Raw genomic sequence first — 22,977 nt, 5'->3', positions numbered from 1 at the left:
TTCCGGGCGGCCGCCGCGCCGCCCTCCAACCAGAGAACACCGCATGAAAATCATTTCCTCGATCGAAGAACTCCGCGACCACCTGCGCGGCCAGCTGCGCACCGCCTTCGTGGCCACCATGGGCAACCTGCACGAAGGCCACCTCTCGCTGATGCGCCTGGCGCGCACCCACGGCGACCCGGTGGTGGCCTCGATCTTCGTGAACCGTCTGCAGTTCGGCCCCAACGAGGACTTCGACAAATATCCGCGCACCTTCCAGGCCGACGTCGAGAAGCTGGAAAAGGAAGGCGTCTACGTGCTGTTCGCGCCGACCGAGAAGGACATGTATCCGGAGCCGCAGGAATACCGCGTGCAGCCGCCGGACGACCTGGGCAACATCCTGGAGGGCGAATTCCGTCCCGGTTTCTTCACCGGCGTGTCGACCGTGGTGATGAAGCTGTTCTCCTGCGTGCAGCCGCGCGTGGCGGTGTTCGGCAAGAAGGATTACCAACAGCTGATGATCGTGCGCAACATGGCGCGCCAGTTCGCGCTGCCCACCGAGATCGTCGGCGCCGAAACCTATCGCGCCGAAGACGGCCTGGCGCTGTCCTCACGCAACGGCTACCTGTCGACCGAGGAACGCGCCGAGGCGCCGCTGCTGTACAAAGTCCTGAACGACGTCGCCAACGAGATCCGCAGCGGCCAGGCCAATCCGGCCGAGGTCGAGCGCCGCGCCATGGCGGTGCTGGCCGAGCGCGGCTGGCAGCCCGACTATGTGGCCGTGCGCAAGCGCATCGACCTGCAACCGCCGTCGGCCGCCGACATCGCGCAAGGCGCGCCGCTGGTCACCCTGGCAGCGGCCAAGCTGGGCAACACCCGCCTGATCGACAACCTGGAAATCTGAGCATGCGCGCGGCAGCCGGCGTCCTGCGCTGCGCGCGCTTGCTGCCGGCGCGCGCCATGCCGGCCGCGCTGGCCGTACTGGCTGTCGCCGCCTCGCTCTCCCCGTTCTTCTCCCCCGCCCACGCCGCCGTTGTCACCGTCAAGGACGACCTCGGCAACGAGGTCGCGCTGGCGCAACCGGCCAGGCGCATCGTCAGCCTGGCGCCGCACGTGACCGAATTGCTGTACGCCGCCGGCGCCGGCGACAGGCTGGTCGGCGCCAGCAACTTCAGCGACTACCCCGCCGCCGCAACCCGCCTCCCATCCGTGGGCAGCTTCGCCGCGCTGGATCTGGAGCGCGTGCTGAGCCTGAAGCCCGACCTCATCGTCGGCTGGCACAGCGGCAACAAACCCTCACAACTGGCGCGCCTGCGCGAGTTCGGCATCCCCGTCTATGAAAGCCAGCCGGCCGACTTCGGCATGATCGCCGACGCGCTGGAAAAGCTCGCGCACCTGGCCGGCAGCGACGCCGCAGGCCAGGCCGCCGCGCGCGACTTCCGCACGCGCTGGCAAGCGCTGCAGGCGCAATACCGGGGCCGCGCCGAGGTCAGCGTGTTCTACCAGATCTGGAGCCAGCCGCTGATGACGCTCAACGGCCAGCACATGGTGTCGTCGGTGCTGACGCTGTGCGGCGGCCGCAATATCTTTGCCGGCCTGCCGCAACTGGCGCCCACTGTCAGCGTAGAGGCCGTGCTGGCTGCGGATCCGCAAGTCATCCTCAGCCCCAGCGACGCGAAGGACCAGCCACTGGAACGCTGGCGCCAGTTCCCCCGCCTGCGTGCGGTGCGCGATGCGCATCTCTATACCGTCAATGCCGATTGGCTCAATCGCGCCGGGCCGCGCATCCTGGACGCCACCGCGCAGGTGTGCGCAAAGCTGGAGCAGGCGCGGCAGTGATCGGCGCAGCGAACAAAACAAGGATCCGGTAGCGATCCGACCACCGCCGGTACGGCAAGTGCACCGGCCTTCCCCGCTCCTGCTTGCGCAGGCAAACGCGCGTGACACGCAGCCCTGCCTGCGCTGGCGCCTTCCCTGACCCCGGCATCAGAACGGCCGCTCCCGATTGCCGCGCCCTGCCCCTGCGCGGGATTGCGCTGTCTTTTCTTAACCCCATGTCTTGCGAATTCGGCATCACGCCTTGATGCCATCAAGCCGGCAGGTTTCACCTGACCAAAGCAGCGCTATCGACCGCCCTTGTCGTCGATCCCCGTTGTCAATCCCTCTGCTTCCAGACAAAAAACGTCCGCGCATTCGCCGGCGCCGGACAGCTGCCGCCACATCAATTTTGAGCGCCGATTTCAAACGGCTGTCGTTCATTCATCCGTGATGTTGCCGACGTTTTTTCGGCAATCAGCAGCAATAGTTTTTGCTTTTTACTTTTTCATTCATTCCACGGCTTCCGCATGGAATAACCGGTGCCGCCTTCCGTCTACAGCCCCTGGCAACGCCTTGGCAATGCCGCGTCATTTCCTTCCGATCCGCAAACGCGCTCTGCTGCTGAGTTTCAGCGGGGGATGACATTTATTTGAAATTCTTTGCGCAAATTTTTTGGATAGACCATGAGTAAAAAGCAGTCTCGCAACAATGTTGTTTCGCCGTCCCTGAACAAACTCTCTCTCGCTGTGTCGTTGGCGCTGGGCCTGGGCGTCGCCACCACGTCCGGCTGGGCGCAAACGGCCTTCAGCGGCAGCAGCAGCACCGGCTATACCACCATGACCACGACCGTGACCGACACCACTGGCACCGTGCAACAGGTCAACAACATGCTGGTCAGCGTCAACGATCCGAAGACGCCTGCCTACCAGGGCTTCAGCCTGTACACCTTCGATCCGGACCTGGCCAATCCTGGCAGAAGCGTCTGCAACGGCGGCTGCGCTGTTGCTTGGCCGCCGCTGATCGTCGATCCCACGCTGGCGGTCACCGGACCGTTCAGCATCATCACGCGCGACGACGGAAAATCGCAGCTGGCCTATAACGGCATGCCCTTGTACTACTGGTTCCAGGACCGCAAGCCGGGCGACGTCAACGGCGATCGCCACGCCAACTGGCACACCTCGGCGATCCGGAATGCAGACCAAACCCAGTTCGCCAATATCATCAAGAACAATGAGGCCATCGTCACCACCGGCCTGCAACAGCATGGGATCTTCCTGACCGGCGCCAATGCCGCCGCGAACGGCCATACCGTCTCGCTGACCAACTCTTCCATCACCACCACCGGGGCCGGCGCCGACGGCATCCAGGTCAGCCAGAGTAAGAACGCCAACACCCCCAACAGCATCACGCTCGACAACACGGTCGTCAAAGCCCAGGGTTCGCACAGCCGCGCCCTGGCCGTGCAGGACAACAGCAGCGCCAACGTCCTCGTGAAGAACCATAGCGTCCTGCAAGGCGATATCGAAGCGCTGCGCAACAGCACGCTCAACCTGGTGGTCGACAACAGCACCATCATCGGCAACCTGAGGGACAACGACTATTCCGTGCCGGTCAAACAACGGGCTCCCAACGGCACCGTTCTCAGCTTCATCCTGCAGAACGGCAGTACGTTCACCGGCAGCATCGATCCGGCGCCCATCACGCTGAACAACAGCACCTGGAACGTCACCGGCAACTCGGATGTGACGACGCTGGCGATGAACAACGGCACCATCAACTACGTGGTGCCGGCCGGCAAATCCATCACGGCAAATTCCTTGAGCGGCGCCGGCGGCAACATCACGATGAACACCGTGGCGAGCCAGAACGTCGCCGACAGCCTGCATATCACCGGCAACGCCAGCGGCGTCTACGCCGTGACCGTCAACAACACCGGCCCCGCCGTCCACGGCAAGAACAACATCCGCCTGGTGCAGGTGGACGGCAACAACGGCGCCAGCTTCCGGCTGGCCAACGCGTCGCCGGTGGAAAGCGGCAGCTATGACTACCTGCTGCATCAATCCGGCAAGGATGTGTATCTGGGCTCGACCTATCGTTCGGCCATCCCCGGCTATATGCTGGCGCCGGGCATGAACCTGAACTACGGCTACGCCGCCATCGGCAGCCTGCAGGAACGCGCCGGCGACATGGCCAACCAGGATCGCGCCGAAACCAAACTCGGCGGCGGCCAGTCGGTCTGGGCCCGCCTCAACGGATCGCAGCTGAGCCAAGACACCTCCAACGACCTGCATTCCAGCGCCAGCACCACCTTCATGCAGTTCGGCAGCGACTGGACGCTTGCCACGGCAACCAAGGGCGCCGGCACCCATGCGGGCGCGACGCTGACGCTGGGTGAAACCAACGCCGGCATTTCCGACAATCTGCGCGCCATGTGGGGCCAGAACGGCAGCACCGGCAGCGTCAACAGCAAGGCCGTGGGCGTGGGCGCTTACTGGAGCACCTATCGCGCCGACGGCGGCTATCTCGACCTGAACGGGCAAGTCACGTTCTACCGGAACGAGTACAAGGATGCGCGCGCGCGCCAGGCCGCCAACAAGGGTACCGGCGTGGCGCTGTCGGCCGAAGTGGGCAAGCCGCTGGAACTGATCGCGGGCAACAGCCTGCGCATCGAGCCGCAGGCGCAGCTGATCTACCAATACCTGAAACTGGACAACTTCCAGGACTACGCCGCGAACATCAGCAGCCAGGCGCAAAACGCCGTGCGCGGCCGGGTCGGCATGCGCCTGTTCCGCGAGATGGAAAACGGCAAGACGCCGCGTTCGGCAGCGCCCTACCTGAGCGTTGACGTACTGCACGACTTCACCGGCGCGGCGACGGTCACCGCGGGTAGCGACGCGCTCAGCGCCGACACCAACAAGACCTGGGGTGAAATCGGCATCGGCATGACCGGCGAACTGGCGCCAAACAGCCGCCTGTATGCCAGCGTGAAGTACCAGCATCAGTTCGGCGGCGAGTCGCGTGAAGGTGCTGCGGGTCAGGTCGGCTACCGTTACCACTGGTAAGTAAGACCCTTCAGGCAGGCCTTGAAAAAAAGGATCCCTCCGAGAGGAGGGATCCTTTTCTTTTTTCGTTCCGTCTCTTCCGCCTCTATGGCGTCATGCCGGCTTTGTCGCCTGCGTCGGGCACGAACAGCTCCGCCCCCGCCGCGCCCACCATTGAGAACCGACAACCGAACGCCTCCCCCAGCCAGTCCGGGCACATGACCTCGGCCACCGTCCCCTGCCGGACTTGCGGCCCCAGCAGCAGCACGTGCGTGGCGAAGCGACGTGCCAGGTTGATGTCGTGGCAGCTGGCGACCACCGCCCGGCCCTCGCCGGCCAGCGAGCGCAAGAGGCCCATCACATCGAGCTGGGCGGAGATGTCCTGATGCGAGGTCGGCTCGTCCAGCAGGCAGAGCCTGGGGTCCTGCAGCAGCAAGGTGGCGATGCCCACGCGCTGGCGCTCGCCGCCGGAGAGCTTGAGCAGGTCGGACGACGCCAGGTGAGGCAAGCCGACCTGCGCCAAGGCCGCCAGCGCCAGTGCGCGCTGTTCATTTTCATCGGCCCAGCCGCCACCGGCGGCAAAGCGGCCCGCCATTACGGCGTCGGCCACAGGCATCGAAAACGCGTCGTGCTGCTGTTGCAGCAGCAGGCCGCGACGCCTGGCCATCTGCATCGCCGAGAGTGACGACAGCGGCGCACCGGACAACAGGAATTCGCCACCGGCGGGCTTGGCCAAACCGGCGGCGGCATGCAGCAGGCTGCTCTTGCCGATGCCGTTGCGCCCCAGCACGCACCAGAACTCGCCGGCGCGCACCTGCCAGTCGAAGCCTTCCAGCAGGCTGCGTCCGGACACGCGCAAGGCCAGTTGTCGCGCCTGCAGCACCACATCGCCGGCGCTCACGTGCGGCTCCGCGCCAGCAACCACAGGAACACCGGCACCCCGACCAGCGCGGTGATGACGCCCACCGGCAACTGGACCGGCGCGACCACGGTGCGTGCGGTCAGGTCGGCCAGCGTGAGGCCGGCGCCGCCGGCCAGCACCGAGGCCGGCAGCAGCAGCCGCTGGTCGTTGCCGATCAGCAGGCGCAAGGTGTGCGGCACTACCAGGCCGACAAAACCGATGGTGCCGGCCATGGCCACCGCAGCGGCCGTAGCCGCCGAGGCCGCGCACAAGGTCATCACGCGCAGGCGCAGCACCGGCACGCCCAGCAACTGGGCAAAGCTCTCGCCGCGCGCCAGCAGGTTCAGCGAGGCCGCATGCCGCTGCGCCCACAGCAACGCCAGCAGTAGCACGATGGCGGCCAGCGGCAACAGGCGCGCATCGTCGAGGTCGCCGATCAGCCAGAACACCATGCCGCGCAATTGCGAATCCGGCGCGACCGACAGCGAGAGGGAAATGATGGCGCCGAAGCCCGCCGCCAGCATCACGCCGGTCAACAGCAGGCGCTGGCTGGACAGCAGCGGCGACAAGGCCAGCTGGCGTAGCGATTGTCGCACCAGCCCGAACAGCAGCAACACCGCCACGGCGGCCCCCAGCAAGGCGCCGGGTGCGGTAACTGCGCGCACTGGCAGGCCGAAGGACAAGGCCGCCAGCATCGCCAGCAAGGCACCGGCCGCCGAGCCGCCCGACAGCCCCAATACATAGGGATCGGCCAGCGGATTACGCAGCAGCACCTGCATCAGCGCGCCGGCCAGGGCCAGCAGGCCGCCCACGGCAAACGCCGTCAGCGCGCGCGGCACGCGCAGCGACAGCATCAGCGACACGGTATCGGCCGACGCCGAGGGACGCAGGCAACCGGTGCTGCCGCACAGGCTGGCCGCCGCCAGCGCGCACGCCGACAACAGCAGCAAGGCTGACAACAACAGGATCAGGCGTCGCATCGGCGGGGTGGCCTCATGTCAGGAAAAAAAGAAAGGCCGCTGCATCAGAAGTCATAGCGGGCGGTGAATTTTACCGCTCGTCCGTCTTCCGGATAGATACCCGAGATGGCGCCGCCCGAGCATCGGTAGGCCTGCGAGTAGTAGCGACGATCCGCCAGGTTGGTGCCGACCAGCGCGAACTCCCACGACTGCACACGCAACGCATAGCGGGCGTCGAGCGCAGTGTAGGACGGCATCTTCGTGCAGGCATTGGTGAAATCGTCGCCTACGCGTTGGCGGTCGGCCCAGCGCACGCCGGCGTCCGCGCTGTGATTGCCGGATTTCCAGTTAACCCGCGCATTGAGCGTGTTCTTGGGAATCAGCACCAGCTCCTTGCCGCTGTTGGCGCCGTCGGTGAACTTGGCGTCCACATGCTGATAGGTGGCGTTGAGCACCACCGTTTCACTCACGCGCAAGCGCCCTTCCAGCTCTACGCCCTGATGACGGGTCGGATCCAGGTTGACGTTGGTGAAGGTCAAGGGGTTGTAATAGATCTCATCGCGCAGGCGATGACGGAACCAGCGCGCGGTCAGCTGGCGGTCCACGCCGCCCCAGGTCGCGCCCAGCTCCAGGTCGTGCGAGACCTGCGCCTTGAGCAGCTTGTCCGTGGTGAAGCCGTTGTTCTCGTCGGGCACCGCCATGCGATAGCTTTGGCCGACCTTGGCGAAGGCGCGCAAGAGGGATAACGGCGCATAGCTCGCCTGCAGATCCCAGGCGTTGACGGCAGTGTTTTTGCCATAGCCGCCGGAGACGCTGCTCTGGCTGAACACCTCGCGGCGCACGCCGGCGGCGATGCGCGCATTGCGATCCAGCTCGACCTCATCACGCAGGTAGGCGGCCTTGGCACGCTGGGCAGCGTCCGTCTTGCCGTAGGTGTTGGTCGTGTGGTTGCTCCATTCGGACAGGTCGACGCCGGCGATAAACTCGTTCTTCAGGCGCGCCCCCTGCAGCACCTGGCGGATGCGCGGCGAGAACTGGGTGCCGCGGATGTCCGACTGCGCCTGGTAGCTGCTGGAAACGTAATTGGAGCGGGAGATCTTTTCCCGATGCGACAACTCGGCAGCCACGTCGATGCTGCCGAAGCGGCGCTCCAGGAAAGCGGTGATGCTGTCGTTGTCATAGGAGCCGTAGTCGCGCGGCGTATCTGCCTGGCGCGCATTGGCATCGTACTTCGCCTGCGTCAGGCCGCCGGCCAGGCCGTAATCGGCGCGCGCCAGATTCGCGCGCAGGCCGAAACGCCAGTCGCTGGTGAACCATTGCAAGGTGGTGCTGAAGTTTTCCTGGTTGGACTGGCTGTTGTCACGGTAGCCGTCCTTGTGCGCCTTGGCATAGCTGGCGTCGATGGACATGTTGTCCCAGCCGCGCGCGACGAAGGCGCGACCGGCGCGCTGGCCGTCGCTGCCGACCTCGCCCACGATGCTGCCGTGGCCGGCGTTGGCCTGCGGGCGCCTGGTGATGATCTGGATGGTGCCGCCGGTGGCGCCGGCGCCGTACAGCACGCTGCTGCCGCCGCGCACGATCTCGATGCGTTCGATGGTTTCGATGGGAATGGACGACAGCAGCGGCGTGGTCAGCTCATTTTCGGAAATGCGCACGCCGTCCACCAGCACCACCATGTTCAGGTCGCCATTGGAGCCGAAGCCGCGCAGGTCCAGCGGAAAATCGTTGGGGCCGGCGGTGCTCTGGCGGCCGTATACGCCGCCCAGCTTGCGGATCGCCTCGTTGGCGTTGTCGATGCCGGCTTCGCGGATCTGCTCGGCGCTGATGACGGTGGCCGCCACTGGCGGGAAGGCCGGGTCGTTGGCAAAGCGCGAGGCCGACACCACCACCGGCGCCAGCGCGTTGTCGGTGCTCTGGGCGTGGGCGGACTGCCCCCACGCGGCCAGGGCGCACAGGGTGAAAGTGAAGGTGGCGCGCAAGGTCGCGGGCTGGCCGGTGCGACGACGCGGCTGGGTAGTGTTTGACTTCATGAAATGGCTGACATTGACATTCTCCGGTTTGCCTCCCCGCAAGCCGGATTCCACGGACGACCGCTGGGGCCTCCTCCCGTTCTGGCCGGTATCCGGGCTTCAGGCGTCTCCATCGGCCTTCCCATGCGGCGGCTCGCGCGGCGCGCACAGTGGCGTGGGGATGAATTGCGGGCAAGACGGAACGATACGTATCGAATGCCGGCGCCTGATTACCGTTGCGGGGGCAGCACACCTTGACCCGGATCGCCTGCACGGACATGCAAGCTGCTTGGGCGTTGTGTTTCCCGTTTAACTGCCGGCGAGAGCACGCCGGCGGGCACCAAAACCGCGCAATTGTATGCGCGACATGGTTTTGTAACAAGTTCGCATCAAGTTAGCTGATGAAAATCAAGGCATGCGGTGTGCAAGGATTGCTTTTGAGCAAAAGCTCGTTAGAATTCGATCCACGTCGCAAAGATGTATCGGGGAAAGTGCTTGATGCTCTGTCAGGATCCATGCGGATTCAACAGGGCTTGAGGCCGTACAAATGGGAACAAATGGGGGATTTCACTCGCTGTTTGGCCGATGAGACGGCCAACACGGCCCATATACTCAAGCCCAACGGCATTGTGGAGCCTTGCGCAATGGCTGCGCGAATTGCGTGCCGTCAGTCGGAATCGCGGCCCTTGGCCTTCAGACTCAGGCTTGGCGCGCCGTTATTGCCCCAAGGGCAAGCCGGCACCCCGGAAACGACTCATCAGATCCATCGCCACGGGTGATCCCGGCGTAAAGAACTGCACCAAATTTGTAGGGGAGAATCAGTAATCATGAGCGACGACGTTGATTTGGAAGCATTGTTTGACGAAATTTCCGCGCAGACACTGCCGGCGATGACGCCCGGGGCCGATGCCCCGGCCGGCCAGGAGCAACCCGCCGACGAGGGTGATCAGTCGGACAAGCCGATGTACGAGCGCCTGGGCGGCATCGTGCGTCTGCTGCACGACTCGATGCGCGAACTGGGCTACGACCGCTCGCTGACCGACGTGGCCACCCAGATCGGCGATGCGCAAAATCGCCTGGAGCACGTCGCCACCCTCACCGAGCAGGCCGCCAACAAGGTGCTCAACGCACTGGACTCCGGCATGCCGGCCCAGGATCGCCTGCAGGAGCAGGCCAAGAACATCAACGATCGCTGGACCAAGCTGTACGCGGGCCAGATGAACATCGACGAATTCAAGCAACTGGCCGGCGACTCGCAAAAGTTCTCCGCCTCGGTGATCGAGTCGACCGACGCCGAAAAGGCCCGCATGCTGGAAATCATGATGGCCCAGGACTTCCAGGACATCACCGGCCAGCTGATCAAGAAGATCGTGGGCATCACCGCCACCGCCGAGCGCGAACTGGCGCAACTGCTGCGCGACAATGCGCCGGCCGAAGTGCGCGCCCAGATCGAAGCCGAAAAGCCGGTTACCCTGCTCAACGGCCCTGCCGCTCCCGGCACGGCCATGGGTCAAAATGACGTGGACGACTTACTCGATAGCCTGGGGTTCTAATGGATGACGAAATGCTCAAGGATTTTGTCGTTGAAGCGTTGGAGCTGGCCTCCAACGTGGAAGAGCATCTGCTGACGCTCGAACGACATCCTGACGATCTGGAAATCCTGAATGCGGTGTTCCGCGCATTCCACACCATCAAGGGCGGCGCCGGTTTCGTCAACCTGCCCGCCATGGTGTCGGCCTGCCACCTGACCGAAAACCTGTTCGATGCGCTGCGCACCGGCAAGGCCCCGGTCACGCCGCTGGCCATTGAAGCCGCACTGCAAGCCAGCGGCTTCGTCGCCGACCAGCTGAACGAACTGTCCAACGGCGCCGCGCCCGACAGCCTGGCCTCGATGCCGCCGGAACTGGAAGGCATCCTGACCCAGGCCATCGAAGGCAAGACCGATGCCGCACCGGCCGCCGCCGCTCCTGCTCCCGCAGCTGCGCCTGCTCCAGCCGCTGCTGCCCCCGCCGCTGCGGGCAATGCCCCGGCCAATGGCGCCAGCGTCATGAAGGACGGCCAGCTAGATTGGGAATCGATGTACAACGCCGTGACCGGCAACGAGACCGGCGCCGCTGCGGCTGCGTCCGCCCCGGCTGCCGCAACCGCCGCCGCAACCCCGGCAGCGGCCGCACCCGCCGCCGCTGCGCCCGCCGCCGAGGCCGGCGACAAACCTGCCGCCGGAGGCGGCGGGCAACACAACCGCCGCGCCACGGATGCCGCCAAGGAAGAAAGCATCCGTATCGATGCCGGCAAGCTGGACGCGCTGCTGGAAGTGGCCGGCGAATCGGTGCAGGCCGCCAACCAGGCCTCCGTGCTGCTGGAGAAACTGCAGCAGTTCAAATTCGAAGGCACCGCCGCCGCGCTGATGTCGACGCTGGCCGAAACGCTGGGTCGCGCCTCGCGCTACTCCAGCGAACTGCAGCGCGCCACGCTGTCGACCCGCATGCAGCCGGTCGGCCGCCTGTTCCAGAAATTCCCGCGACTGGTGCGCGAACTGGCCAAGGATCTCGGCAAGGACGTGGACCTGGTCATCACCGGCGCCGAGACCGAAGTCGACCGCGTGGTCGTGGACAGCCTCTACGACCCGCTGGTGCACATGCTGCGCAACTCGCTGGACCACGGCATCGAAGTCGACCGCGTCGCGGCCGGCAAGCCGACCAAGTCCACCATCTCCCTGCACGCCTGGCAAGCCGGCAGCAGCGTGATGATCGAGGTGTTCGACGACGGCAAGGGCATGGACCCCGACATGCTGCGCAACAAGGCGCTGGCCAAGGGCCTGATCAACGAGCACCAGGCGCTGACCACCGACGAGGCGCTGCAGCTGGTGTTCCTGCCCGGCTTCTCGACCAAGGAAGTGGCGTCCAGCGTGTCCGGCCGCGGCGTCGGCATGGACGTGGTGAAGACCGCAGTGGAAAAGCACCGCGGCACCATCCGCATCGACTCCACCATCGGCAAGGGCACCAAATTCTCGATCCGCCTGCCGATCGAACTGTCCATCATCCCGACCATGCTGGTGCGTTGCGCCGGCGCCCCGCTGGCCCTGCCGATGGCGGTGGTGGAGCGCGTGGTCGAGCTGCCGGAGAACTTCGACGAAGTCGGCGGCGCCCCGGTGCTGCGCGACCAGGGTCGTCCGCTGCCGGTGCATTCGCTGGCCGGCGTGCTGGGCTATGAGCCGGGCAACGAGCGCGTGGGCATCGTCATGGCCGTTCCCCATCCCTACATCCTCGGGGTGCAGTCGGTGGAAGGCACGGCCGACCTGGTGATCAAGCCGCTGACCGCGATCCACACCAACGGCATCACCGGCACTGCGCGCTCCGCCGAGGGCGAACTGGTGCTGGTGGTGGGCCTGTCCTTCCTGCTGGACAACTGCCGCGACACCGAGCGCGCCGCAGTGGCGCAGGTCTGACCGGCGTCCTCCGTCCTGCCTTCGGGCCATGAAAAACGGCCGGGTCTTCACAGACCCGGCCGTTTTTCTTTGCCGCCTTCATTCTGACGTGCGCCCGGGCGCGTCTCCGTCTCTTTCCGGCCGTCCTTACATCCCGTCGAACAAATCGGTCTGGCGATAGCTGCGCTTGGATTTCTTCGGCGCTTCGGCTGCTTCCTGCGCTGCCGACACTGCGGGCTCGGCTTGGGGCTCGGCCTGTTCTGACGGTGCTGGCTGCGGCTCCACCGGGGCTTGCAGCTCCGGGACGACTGCCGCCTCGGGCAAGGCGGCCGGTTCAGGCTCGACCGCCTGAGGGGGCGCGCGCTCCGTGGTAACGGCCGGATCTTCAAACACCGCCACCGCGCGCTTGCGCGCCGGGCGCGACTTGGCCTTGGGCGTTGGGGCAGCCGCTTCATCTGCTAACGGCGCCGCTTGCTGGGCATCGGCGGCCTGCTGCTGAACGGCCGATGGCTCCGCGACGTCCGGCTGTTCGGGGGCCGGCTGCACTTGCTGCAGCGGCTCGGGCTCGGGCCCGCGATCAATCTCGACCTTCACGTCGGCGGCGGACTGCCCCGGCACTTCCGCCGGCGCGGCCGTCGTTGATGCCATCGTTGATGCCGATGCCGCAGCGTGCTCAACCGGCCCGGACTCTGGAACGGGATCCGCTTGCGCCGGCTGCGGCTTGTGGCCGCCATGCGCATAACGCTCCGACAGCGCCTCGTACAGCGGCGGCGCGAAGAAGCGCGAGACCCGGCTGGCCAGCAAGGCCGTCGCCATCAGCGAGATCACCAGCGCGTGGCCGTTGATCATTTCCATCACGATCACGAAGGAAGTGATCGGCGACTGCGTCACTGCCGCCAGGTACCCGACCATCGCCAGCGCGATCAGCACCTGCAGCGAGATATCGCCGAACAGCATGTGCAGCAGGTTGCCGAAACCGGCGCCGATGGACAGCGACGGCGCGAAGATGCCGCCCGGGATGCCCGGCAGGTAGGAGCCGACCATCGAGGCCAGCTTGGCCAGCGGATACATGCCCGACAGTTCCTGCTGGCCGGTCAGCAGGCCCTTGGCCTCGACATAGCCACTGCCGAAGGTGGCGCCGCCGGCCGTCACGCCGATCACCGCCACCAGCAGGCCGCACAAGGCGCCGAACGCCACCGGACGCTGGCTGCGCAGGTTCAGCAGCGGCGCCGGGATCCACTTGGGCGTGTTGAGCAGCAACCAGCAGAAGCTGCCGCCGGCCGCGCCCATGAGCAGGCCGCACAGGATCACCGAGACGATCACTTCGCGCGCGCTGTCGGAGCCCGCGGTGATGGTGCCGAAATAGGTGTAGTTGCCGGTGAGGCCCAGCGCCACCACGCCGGCGAAGATGATGGTGGTGATCACCACGCCGCTGGCGCGCTGCTCGAAGCTGCGCGACAGCTCCTCGATGGCGAACACGATGCCCGCCAGCGGGGTATTGAAGGCCGCCGCCAGGCCTGCGGCGGCGCCGGCCAGGATCAGGCGCTTCTCGAGAATGGCGCTGGGTCGGGGGTAGAAGCGGCGCATGTTGTACATCAGCGCCGCCCCGACCTGCACGGTCGGGCCTTCGCGACCGATGGTGAAACCGGAGAGGATGGCCAGGAACGACAGCCCGATCTTGCCCACGACAATGCGCAGCGTCAGCAGCGCCGCCGCCAGGCGCGAGGTGCGCTCGCCCTGCTCGCCCAGCGAGGCGATCACCTGCGGGATGCCGCTGCCTTCGGCGCCGGGAAAATACTTGCGCGTCAGCCAGACGCACAGCGCGCCGGCCGCCGGCGTCAACACCAGCGGCAACAGGCGATATTCGCCCTGCATCCGGCGAAACAGATCGAAACCGAAATCGATCAGGCGCGCATAGAACACCGCCACCAGGCCGGTAAGCACCGCACCGGTCCACAGGATGCCGTACTGCAGCCACAGGCGGCGCGCATGGCGCCGGGTATGGCCGTGCACGCTGGCCAGCACCCGCTTCACGGCCGGCTCCCGCATTGGGCCATGGGACAACGGGCCTTACAGCTCATACATGTCCTTCTCGCCTTCCATCACCTGCGAGATCAGCTTGCGGTTCAGCGTCGGCGTCAGCAACTCGATGAAGGTATAGACATAGCCGCGCAGGTAGGCGCCCTGCTTCAAGGCCACGCGCGAGACATTGGTGCCGAACAGGTGGCCGGCCGGGATCGAGCGCAGGCCGCGGTCGCGCTCGGCGTCGAAGGCGATGCCGGCGATGATGCCCACGCCCATGCCCAGCTCGACGTAGGTCTTGATGACGTCGGCATCGATCGCCTCCAGCACCACGTCCGGCTTCAGGTGGCGCAGCTGGAATGCGTGGTCGATCTTGCTGCGGCCGCTGAAGGCCGAGTCGTAGGTGATCAGCGGATAGGCGGCGATTTCTTCCAGCGTCAGGCTCTTGGACTGCAGCAACGGATGCTCGGGCGGCACCACCACCACGTGCTCCCACTGGTAGCACGGCAGCGAGACCAGCCCTTCGCCGGAGGCCAGCGCCTCGGTGGCGATGGCGATGTCGGCCTGGTCGTTGCGCACCATCTCGGTGATCTGCTTGGGATTGCCCTGCAGCAAGGACAGGTGCACCTTGGGAAACTTTTGCGTGAATGCCTGCACTACCTTGGGCAGGGCGTAGCGCGCCTGGGTGTGGGTGGTGGCGATGGTGAAGCTGCCGCTGTCGTGGGCCGCAAATTCCTTGCCGATGCGCTTCAGGCCATCGACCTCCTGCATGATCAGCTCCACCGAGCGCAACACTGCCCGGCCCGGCTCGGTCAGGCCGCGGATACGCTTGCCATGACGGGTGAAGATGTCGACGCCAAGCTCTTCTTCCAGCTCGATGATGGCCTTGGAGACGCCCGGTTGGGAGGTGTAGAGCGCCTTGGCGGCCTCGGTCAGGTTGAAATTCTGGCGTACCGCTTCGCGCACGAAACGGAATTGATGAAGATTCATGGAGATCCCTCGGTTCTACAGTCGTAGACGGAGGCCGGTGCCGACGCACGGCGTTCAGCAGCCTCATTTGCATATGCCAAAGGCGTATATAAGCAAATAAATACTATGTAGTTTGGTTTGAAGCATTAGTTTATTACGATTCGCTGACTCATGGGCGAGGTGTTATGACTGTTTCTTATGTAGTAAGCGGATTTGCCGTAGGACTGCTGGTCGGACTGACCGGCGTCGGCGGCGGCTCGCTCATGACACCCCTGCTCACCTTGCTGTTCGGCATTCATCCGTCGGTCGCGGTCGGCACCGACTTGGCATTCGCCTCGGCCACCAAGACCGCCGGCACCTTCGCCCACCGCTTCAAGGGCACGGTACGCTGGGACGTGGTCAGCCGCCTCTCGTACGGCGCGTTGCCGGCCGCGCTGGCGACCACGCTGCTGCTGAAGCACTTCGGCGCCGTCAGCGAAGGCATCAGCCTGATCATCCGTTATTCCATCGCCGTCTCGGTCCTGCTGACCGTGGTCGCACTGCTGTTTCGCAAGCGCATGCAGAACTGGCTCAATGCCCACCCCGAGCGCCAGCTGCAGGGCGCCGCACTGCGCAACGCCACCATCGCCGCCGGCGCCGTGCTGGGCACGCTGGTTACCATTTCCTCGATCGGCGCGGGCGCCGTGGGCGCCACCCTGCTGGTGCTGCTCTACCCGCGCTTGAGCCCGGCCGAGATCGCCGGCACCGACATCGCGTATGCGGTGCCGCTCACTGCGATTGCGGCCTTCGGCCACTGGTGGCTGGGTTCGATCAACTGGGAGTTGCTGGCGACCCTGCTGCTGGGTTCGCTGCCGGGCATCACCATCGGTTCGCTCGCCGCACGAGCGGTGCCGGAGAAATTCTTGCGCGGCCTGCTGGCCATTACGCTGACGAGCGTTGCCGTAAAGCTGATTTGGTAGGCTGATTTTAAAAACAGGGTGGACCTGCCAGGCCCGCCCATTAAGACGTTAACAGGGACCAGAAGATGTACCGCTATGACCAATACGATCACCTGATCGTCAAAGAGCGAGTCGCACAATACCGAGACCAGGTGCGTCGGCGCCTGTCGGACGAGCTGCACGAGGATGAATTCCGCATCCTGCGCCTGCAAAACGGCCTCTACCTGCAACGCCATGCGTACATGCTGCGCATCGCCATCCCCTACGGCATGCTGGCCTCCAACCAGTTGCGCAAGTTCGCCGAGATCGCCGTCAAGCACGACCGCGGCTACGGCCACTTCACCACCCGCCAGAACATCCAGTTCAACTGGATCAAGCTGGAAGAATCGCCCGACATCCTAGCCGACCTGGCCAGCGTCGAGATGCACGCCATCCAGACCTCCGGCAACTGCATTCGCAACACCACCTCCGACGAGCTGGCCGGCGTGGCCGCCGACGAGATCGTCGACCCGCGCCCGTACGCCGAACTGATCCGCGAGTGGAGCACCTTCCACCCCGAGTTCGCCTACCTGCCGCGCAAGTTCAAGATCGCCATCAGCGGCGCCAAGGAAGACCGCGCCGCCACCGCCGTGCACGACATCGGCCTGCACGTGGTCAAGAACGAGGCCGGCGAAGTGGGCTTTCGCGTGCTGGTCGGCGGCGGCATGGGCCGCACCCCGATCCTGGGTAGCGTGATCCGCGAGTTCCTGCCCTGGAAGGACGCCATGTCCTACCTGGAAGCGATCCTGCGCGTCTACAACCAGTACGGCCGCCGCGACAACATTTACAAGGCCCGCATCAAGATCCTCGTCAAGGCCATCGGCCCCGAGGAGTTCGCGCGCCAGGTCGAAGCCGAATGGCAGGAAATCAAGGACGGCCCCTCGACCCTGACCGAGGAAGAGCTGCAGCGCGTGGCGCAGTACTTCGTGCCGCCCGCCTACCAGACCCTGCCGGCTGTCGACGCCGAGTACGAACGCCTGAAGGCCGAAGACCGCGGCTTCGCCAACTGGATCAAGCGCAACGTCAAGGCGCACAAGGTGCCGGGCTACGCCGCCGTGATCCTGTCGCTGAAGAAGCCGGGCGTGCCGCCGGGCGACATCACCGCCGACCAGATGAACTTCGTGGCCGACCTGGCCGACCAGTACAGCTTCGGCGAACTGCGCGTGACGCACGAGCAGAACCTGGTGCTGGCCGACGTCAAGCAGTCCGAGCTGCACACGCTGTGGAAGCTGGCCAAGTCGCACGGCCTGGCCACGCCCAACATCGGCCTGTTGACCGACATCATCTGCTGCCCCGGCGGCGACTTCTGCTCGCTGGCCAACGCCAAGTCGATCCCGATCGCCCAGGCGATTGCCGAGAAGTTCGAAGACATCGACTACCAGCACGACATCGGCGACATCGAACTGAACATCTCGGGCTGCATCAACGCCTGCGGCCACCACCACGTCGGCAATATCGGCGTGCTGGGCGTGGACAAGGACGGTTCCGAGTGGTACCAGGTCTCGCTGGGCGGCGCCCAGGGCAACACCTCCTCGATCGGCAAGATCATCGGCCCGTCGTTCTCGGCCCAGCAGATGCCCACCGTGATCGACCGCCTGCTGCAGGTGTACGTCAAGCAGCGCACCGAAGACGAACTCTTCATCGACACCGTGCGCCGCATCGGCGTCACCCCGTTCAAGGAATTCGTATACGCAACGCCGATCGCAACGTCGGCCGACTATGTCGCAGGAGAAGACGCCAATGCCTGAAATCATCAAGAACAAGTCCATCGTCGCCGACGACTGGACCGTGCTGCGCCTGGCTGAAGGCGAAACCGCTGACACCGTGACTGTCGCCGACGGCAAGGTCATCGTGCCGCTGAAGGTGTGGAAGGCCCAGGCCGACAAGCTCAAGGCGCGCGCCGAGCTGGGCGTATGGTTCGCCAGCGACGAGCGTCCGGAAGAGCTCAAGGGCGAGCTGGACAACTTCAAGGTCATCGCCGTGGACTTCCCCAAGTTCGCCGACGGCCGCGGCTACTCGATCGCCTACAACCTGCGCGCGCGGCTAGGCTATACCGGCGAGCTGCGCGCGGTCGGCGACGTGCTGCGCGACCAGCTGTTCTACATGCAGCGTGTGGGCTTCGACGCCTTCGCGGTGCGCGCCGACAAGAACATCCACGATGCAGTGAAGGGCCTGACCGACTTCTCCGAGAAGTACCAGACCTCGTGGGACGAGAAGAATCCGCTATTCCGCCGCGTCAAGCGCGATGCGGTGCAGACGGCAGACTGAGCGGCAAGACGCTCATTGCAGCATTGAAGCAATGAAGAACAGCCGGCGCGCGTGACGCGCCGGCCACTACGGAAGAAGGCAACATCATGTCGAATCAGGCTTTGCAGGATCTCATCGCAAAAACCCAGGCGACGCTGGAACGCATCGCGGCCGAGTACGCCCCCGCCGCACTGGCGTCCAGCCTGGCGGCTGAAGACATGGTGCTGACCGACCTGATCCTGCGTGGCAAGCTGCAGGACAGGATCGGCATCTTCACGCTGGAAACCGGCCGCCTGCACAAGGAAACCGTGGGCATGCTCGAGCGCATCCGCGAGACCTACGACTACCAGGTCGAGCCGTATCGCCCGCAGCCGGAGGCGGTGGAGGCCTACGTGAAGAACCATGGCCTCAACGCCTTCTACGACAGCGTCGAACTGCGCAAGCAGTGCTGCCACATCCGCAAGATGGAGCCGCTGAACCGCGCCCTGCAGGGCAAGGCGTCGTGGGTCACCGGCCAGCGCCGCGCGCAGTCGGTCACCCGCGCCGAGCTGCATGTGCAGGAGCGCGACGAGGCGCACGGCATGGAGAAATTCAACCCGCTGGCGGACTGGTCGGAGCAGGACGTGTGGGACTACATCCGCGCCAACGATGTGCCCTACAACCCGCTGCACGACCAGGGTTACCCGTCCATCGGCTGCGAGCCCTGCACCCGTGCGATCCAGCCGGGCGAAGACATCCGCGCCGGCCGCTGGTGGTGGGAAAACCCGGACTCCAAGGAGTGCGGGCTGCACGTGGTGGACGGCAAACTGGTGCGCATCAAGTCGCACGCTCCGGCCTGAGCGCAGCGCTCCCCGGCAACATAATCAACAGACAAACAACGCATCAACAAGCAAGCATTGGAAGATCGGAAGGCCCGGCATGAATACAGCGGTAGACAAACTCTTTTTGGACAACGCCAGCAACCGCCACCTGGACTGGCTGGAATCGGAAGCGATCCACATCATGCGCGAGGTCGCGGCCGAGTGCAGCAACCCCGCCCTGCTGTTCTCCGGCGGCAAGGACTCGGTGGTACTGCTGCGCATCGCCGAGAAGGCGTTCCGTCCGGGCAAGTTCCCCTTCCCGCTGGTGCACATCGACACCGGCCACAACTTCGCCGAAGTGATCGAATTCCGCGACCGCCGCGCCGCTGAACTGGGCGAGCGCCTGGTGGTGCGTTCGGTGGAAGACTCGATCAAGCGCGGCACCGTGCGCCTGCGCAATCCGCAGACCGATTCGCGCAACGCCGCGCAGGCGGTGACGCTCTTGGAGACCATCGACGAATTCAAGTTCGACGCCTGTATCGGCGGCGCGCGACGCGACGAAGAGAAGGCGCGCGCCAAGGAGCGCATCTTCTCCTTCCGCGACGAGTTCGGCCAATGGAATCCCAAGGCCCAGCGCCCGGAACTGTGGGACCTGTATAACACCCGCGTGCACCCGGGCGAGAACATGCGCGTGTTCCCCATCTCCAACTGGACCGAGCTGGATGTGTGGCAATACATCGCCCGCGAGAACCTGGGCCTGCCCTCGATCTACTTCGCCCACGAGCGCGAGGTGATCCCGCGCAACGGCCTCTTGGTGCCGCTGACCGACCTGACCCCGGCGCGCGAGGGCGAGACCGTGGAAAAGCAGATCGTGCGTTTCCGCACCGTCGGCGACATTTCCTGCACCTGCCCGGTGGCCTCCGATGCGTCCTCGGTGCAAGCCATCATCGCCGAGACCGCAGTGACCCAGATTACCGAGCGCGGCGCCACCCGCATGGACGACCAGACGTCCGAAGCCTCGATGGAAAAACGCAAGAAGGAAGGATATTTCTGATGAACGCCGCCGTGACACAAGAACAATTGGCCAACGCCTCCGCACAGTCGCATGAACGCGGCCTGCTGCGCTTCATCACCGCCGGCTCGGTGGACGACGGCAAGAGCACGCTGATCGGCCGCCTGCTGTTCGACAGCAAGGGCATCTTCGCCGACCAGCTGGACGCCATCTCGCGCGCCAAGCACAAGCGCACCGTCGGCGACACGGTGGATCTCTCCCTGCTCACCGATGGCCTCGAAGCCGAGCGCGAGCAAGGCATCACCATCGACGTGGCCTACCGCTACTTCGCCACGCCCAAGCGCAAGTTCATCATCGCCGACACCCCGGGCCATGAGCAGTACACCCGCAACATGGTAACCGGCGCCTCGACCGCCGACGCCGTGATCATCCTGGTGGACGTGTCCAAGGTAAAGCTGGGCGACGACGGCAGCGTGGAGCTGCTGACCCAGACCAAGCGCCACTCGACGATTGCCCACCTGCTGCAGATCGAGCACGTGATCGTGGCCGTCAACAAGATGGATCTGGTGAACTACGACGAGAAGGTCTACACCCGCATCGTCGCCGCCTACCAGCAGTTCGCGCGACAACTGGGCCTGAAGGACGTGCACGCCATTCCGCTGTCGGCGCTGGCCGGCGACAACGTCGTCACCGAAAGCGCCCGGATGCCCTGGTACAAGGGCCAGACGCTGATCGAGCTGCTGGAGTCGCTGTCGGTGTACGAAGATGCGCATGAAGAGCCGTTCCGTTTCCCGGTGCAACTGGTGGCGCGCCACAACGGCCACGAAGCCAACGATTTCCGCGGCTACATGGGCCGCATCGAGGCCGGCCGCGTCACGAAGGGCGACAAGCTGGTGGTGCTGCCGGGCGGCCAGAGCGCCACCGTCAAGGATATCCAGACCCTGGACGGCTCGCTGGCATCGGCCTCGGCCGGGCAGTCGGTCACCATCCTGCTGGACGAATACATCGACATCTCGCGCGGCGACCTGCTGGCCGCGGCCGACAAGGCGCCTACCGCGCTGAAGTCGATCACCGCCGACGTCTGCTGGCTGTCCGAAGATGTGCTGGACCCGCGCCGCAAATACTGGCTCAAGCACACCACCAAGCAGGTGGCGGCGCGCGTGACCAAGGTCGACACCTTGCTGGACATCAACACCCAGGAACGTCGTGCGGCCGACACGCTCAAGCTCAATGACATCGCCCGCGTGAGCATCAACGTGCAGGCGCCCATCGCCGCCGACGCCTATCAGGACATCCGCGCCACCGGCGCCTTCATCCTGATCGACGAAGTGACGCACCAGACGGTGGCCGCTGGTATGATTCGGATCGACTGATTTCCCCTTCGATCCGACTCAAGCACAGCAGGCCATGGCCACCGATCCGGCAGCATCCCCTTCCCTTTCTGACACCCCCCAGCCCAGCCCGGAACATCCGGGCCAGGTGTGGCTGATCGGCGCCGGCCCCGGCGCCGCCGACCTCCTGACCGTGCGCGGCGCGCGCATCCTGGCCGAAGCCGACGCCGTGCTGCACGACGCGCTGGTGACCGAGGACATCCTCGCGCTGTGCCCTCAGGCGGTGCTGATTCCGGTGGGCAAACGCAGCGGCCAGCGCTCCACCGCGCAACCGGTGATCAACGAGAAGCTGGTGCAGGCCGCGCAGCAGTACCGCCGCGTGGTGCGCCTGAAGGGCGGCGACCCGATGCTGTTCGGCCGCGCCGACGAAGAAATGCGCGCGCTGGAAGAACACAATATTCCTTACGAAGTGGTGCCCGGCATCACCGCGGCGCTGGCCGCGGCTGCATCGGCCAAGCGGCCGCTGACCCGGCGCGGCATTGCGCGCAGCGTGTCGCTGTTCACCTCCAGCACCGCGCCCGACCAGCCCAACGAAGTGATCATGCCCAACGGCGACACGCTGGTGCAGTACATGGGCGGCCGTGAGGCGACCGCCACCGCGCGTCGCTTGCTGGAGCTGGGCTACGCGCCCGATACGCCGGTGGTGGTGGTAGAAAACTGCAGCCGCCCCGACGAGCGCGTCTACAACCTGCAGCTGGCCGGACTCGAGCCCGGGCTGGAAGCCTGTAGCGGCCCGGTGCTGGTGATGATCGGGCCGGCGCTGGCGGATCGGGACTGATACAGCCGGTTCCTGGGCGAGGCTAACGACACAGGGTTCCTGCTTTCGCAGGAACGACAGGTTGTAGGATTTTTTGCAGACGGTGGTTGGGGCACGCGTGTGGCGCAGGATGGCTCTTGCGCAGACGGAGTGCTGGCTGCCTCCTTAGTGTCGTTCCTGCGAAAGCAGGAACCCAGCGTCGTTCGTCGAACATCCGCGCCGCCGGCTAAGGCATACGCCGCCCGCCAATGATTGCTATCATCGCGGCTTCATCGTTTTGAGGCCCGCCATGCACCTGCTGCACGACTCCAACGCTCCCGCCGCCGATCCCATCGATTTTGAGGCTTTCCTCAAGGTCGACATCCGCATCGGCACCATCATCTCGGCCGACGCTTTTCCCGAGGCGCGCAAACCCGCGTTCAAGCTGAAGATCGATTTCGGCGCCGGCATCGGCGTGCGCCAGAGCAGCGCGCAGATCACGGCGCATTACACGCCCGAGCAGCTGGTGGGACGCCAGGTGGCGGCGGTGGTGAATTTCCCGCCGCGCCAGATCGGCAAGTTCATGTCGGAAGTGCTGACGCTGGGCTTCCCGGACGCGGCCGGCGAGGTGGTGCTGTTCAAGCCCGACCGGGCCGTTCCCGACGGCGCGCGCCTGTTCTGACGCTACG

At 65.4% G+C, this 22,977-nt stretch carries 19 protein-coding genes and 1 riboswitch; of the genes, 14 read left to right on the top strand and 5 right to left on the bottom strand.

The features are described 5' to 3' along the window. Positions 1-43: 43 nt before the first annotated feature. The 3 genes from panC to J8I26_RS00845 all read left to right on the top strand — a co-directional run bounded on the left by panC (position 44) and on the right by J8I26_RS00845 (position 4,859). Entirely contained in the window at positions 44-883 is an 840-nt protein-coding gene (panC, locus tag J8I26_RS00855) for a pantoate--beta-alanine ligase (protein ID WP_209603184.1), read from the top strand. 56 nt (positions 884-939) lie between these two features. Beyond that, a complete protein-coding gene (locus tag J8I26_RS00850; protein ID WP_209604711.1) occupies positions 940-1,818 on the top strand; it encodes a cobalamin-binding protein in 879 nt (292 codons plus the stop codon). Between the two features lie 662 nt (positions 1,819-2,480). Continuing rightward, positions 2,481-4,859 (top strand): autotransporter outer membrane beta-barrel domain-containing protein, encoded by a 2,379-nt coding sequence (locus J8I26_RS00845; protein ID WP_209603182.1) that lies wholly within the window; start codon positions 2,481-2,483, stop codon positions 4,857-4,859. 85 nt (positions 4,860-4,944) lie between these two features. Here the strand turns inward: J8I26_RS00845 and J8I26_RS00840 are convergent, their stop codons facing one another. Genes J8I26_RS00840 through J8I26_RS00830 form a run of 3 tightly spaced genes read right to left on the bottom strand, consistent with a single transcriptional unit; the run spans position 4,945 to position 8,728 of the window. Beyond that, on the bottom strand, positions 4,945-5,739 hold the full coding sequence (locus J8I26_RS00840) for an ABC transporter ATP-binding protein (RefSeq protein WP_209603181.1): 795 nt from the start codon (positions 5,737-5,739) through the stop codon (positions 4,945-4,947). Continuing rightward, positions 5,736-6,719, bottom strand: a complete 984-nt coding sequence (locus tag J8I26_RS00835) for an iron ABC transporter permease (protein ID WP_209603179.1) — start codon at positions 6,717-6,719, stop codon at positions 5,736-5,738. Before J8I26_RS00835 ends, J8I26_RS00840 begins: the two co-directional genes overlap by 4 nt. Positions 6,720-6,763: 44 nt before the next feature. Next, positions 6,764-8,728 (bottom strand): TonB-dependent receptor, encoded by a 1,965-nt coding sequence (locus tag J8I26_RS00830; RefSeq protein ID WP_209603177.1) that lies wholly within the window; start codon positions 8,726-8,728, stop codon positions 6,764-6,766. Positions 8,729-8,793: 65 nt separating this feature from the next. Then, positions 8,794-9,067: riboswitch (cobalamin riboswitch) on the bottom strand. A gap of 41 nt (positions 9,068-9,108) precedes the next feature. Here J8I26_RS00830 and J8I26_RS00825 point away from each other — a divergent pair. The 3 genes from J8I26_RS00825 to J8I26_RS00815 are packed head-to-tail and all read left to right on the top strand — an operon-like array spanning position 9,109 to position 12,155. Beyond that, entirely contained in the window at positions 9,109-9,486 is a 378-nt protein-coding gene (locus J8I26_RS00825) for a hypothetical protein (RefSeq protein ID WP_209603175.1), read from the top strand. 48 nt (positions 9,487-9,534) lie between these two features. Continuing rightward, positions 9,535-10,260, top strand: coding sequence for a protein phosphatase CheZ (locus J8I26_RS00820; RefSeq protein ID WP_209603174.1), 726 nt, complete (start codon positions 9,535-9,537; stop codon positions 10,258-10,260). After that, the gene (locus tag J8I26_RS00815) at positions 10,260-12,155 is read left to right on the top strand and encodes a chemotaxis protein CheA (RefSeq protein WP_209603172.1); all 1,896 of its coding nucleotides are present in this window, start codon (positions 10,260-10,262) and stop codon (positions 12,153-12,155) included. Before J8I26_RS00820 ends, J8I26_RS00815 begins: the two co-directional genes overlap by 1 nt. Before the next feature lie 126 nt (positions 12,156-12,281). Here the strand turns inward: J8I26_RS00815 and J8I26_RS00810 are convergent, their stop codons facing one another. After that, a complete protein-coding gene (locus tag J8I26_RS00810) occupies positions 12,282-14,183 on the bottom strand; it encodes a chloride channel protein (protein ID WP_245200006.1) in 1,902 nt (633 codons plus the stop codon). A 21-nt stretch (positions 14,184-14,204) separates the two neighbouring features. Then, a complete protein-coding gene (locus J8I26_RS00805) occupies positions 14,205-15,146 on the bottom strand; it encodes a CysB family HTH-type transcriptional regulator (protein ID WP_209603170.1) in 942 nt (313 codons plus the stop codon). A gap of 164 nt (positions 15,147-15,310) precedes the next feature. On the opposite strand from J8I26_RS00805, the gene J8I26_RS00800 reads away from it, so the two are divergent. From J8I26_RS00800 to J8I26_RS00765, 8 genes are all read left to right on the top strand, one after another. Further along, on the top strand, positions 15,311-16,084 hold the full coding sequence (locus J8I26_RS00800; protein ID WP_209603168.1) for a sulfite exporter TauE/SafE family protein: 774 nt from the start codon (positions 15,311-15,313) through the stop codon (positions 16,082-16,084). A gap of 65 nt (positions 16,085-16,149) precedes the next feature. After that, the gene (locus J8I26_RS00795; RefSeq protein WP_209603165.1) at positions 16,150-17,850 is read left to right on the top strand and encodes a nitrite/sulfite reductase; all 1,701 of its coding nucleotides are present in this window, start codon (positions 16,150-16,152) and stop codon (positions 17,848-17,850) included. Continuing rightward, a complete protein-coding gene (locus J8I26_RS00790; protein WP_209603163.1) occupies positions 17,843-18,370 on the top strand; it encodes a DUF934 domain-containing protein in 528 nt (175 codons plus the stop codon). Before J8I26_RS00795 ends, J8I26_RS00790 begins: the two co-directional genes overlap by 8 nt. An 86-nt stretch (positions 18,371-18,456) precedes the next feature. Further along, positions 18,457-19,188, top strand: coding sequence for a phosphoadenylyl-sulfate reductase (locus J8I26_RS00785; RefSeq protein ID WP_209603161.1), 732 nt, complete (start codon positions 18,457-18,459; stop codon positions 19,186-19,188). Positions 19,189-19,267: 79 nt separating this feature from the next. Continuing rightward, entirely contained in the window at positions 19,268-20,203 is a 936-nt protein-coding gene (gene cysD / locus J8I26_RS00780; protein ID WP_209603159.1) for a sulfate adenylyltransferase subunit CysD, read from the top strand. Further along, positions 20,203-21,534 carry a GTP-binding protein gene (locus tag J8I26_RS00775; RefSeq protein ID WP_209603157.1) on the top strand — a complete coding sequence of 444 codons (1,332 nt, stop codon included), beginning with the start codon at positions 20,203-20,205 and terminating at the stop codon, positions 21,532-21,534. The genes cysD and J8I26_RS00775 overlap by 1 nt, the downstream gene beginning before the upstream one ends. Positions 21,535-21,568: 34 nt before the next feature. Continuing rightward, positions 21,569-22,330 carry a uroporphyrinogen-III C-methyltransferase gene (gene cobA / locus J8I26_RS00770; RefSeq protein WP_209603156.1) on the top strand — a complete coding sequence of 254 codons (762 nt, stop codon included), beginning with the start codon at positions 21,569-21,571 and terminating at the stop codon, positions 22,328-22,330. A gap of 268 nt (positions 22,331-22,598) precedes the next feature. Then, positions 22,599-22,970 carry a tRNA-binding protein gene (locus J8I26_RS00765; RefSeq protein ID WP_209603154.1) on the top strand — a complete coding sequence of 124 codons (372 nt, stop codon included), beginning with the start codon at positions 22,599-22,601 and terminating at the stop codon, positions 22,968-22,970. Positions 22,971-22,977 lie beyond the last annotated feature (7 nt).

The organism is Herbaspirillum sp. LeCh32-8 (genome assembly GCF_017814915.1).
Lineage (GTDB): Bacteria > Pseudomonadota > Gammaproteobacteria > Burkholderiales > Burkholderiaceae_D > Herbaspirillum.
The sequence above is the reverse complement of the archived record's forward strand: the minus strand, read 5'-3'. Positions and strand labels throughout refer to the sequence as shown.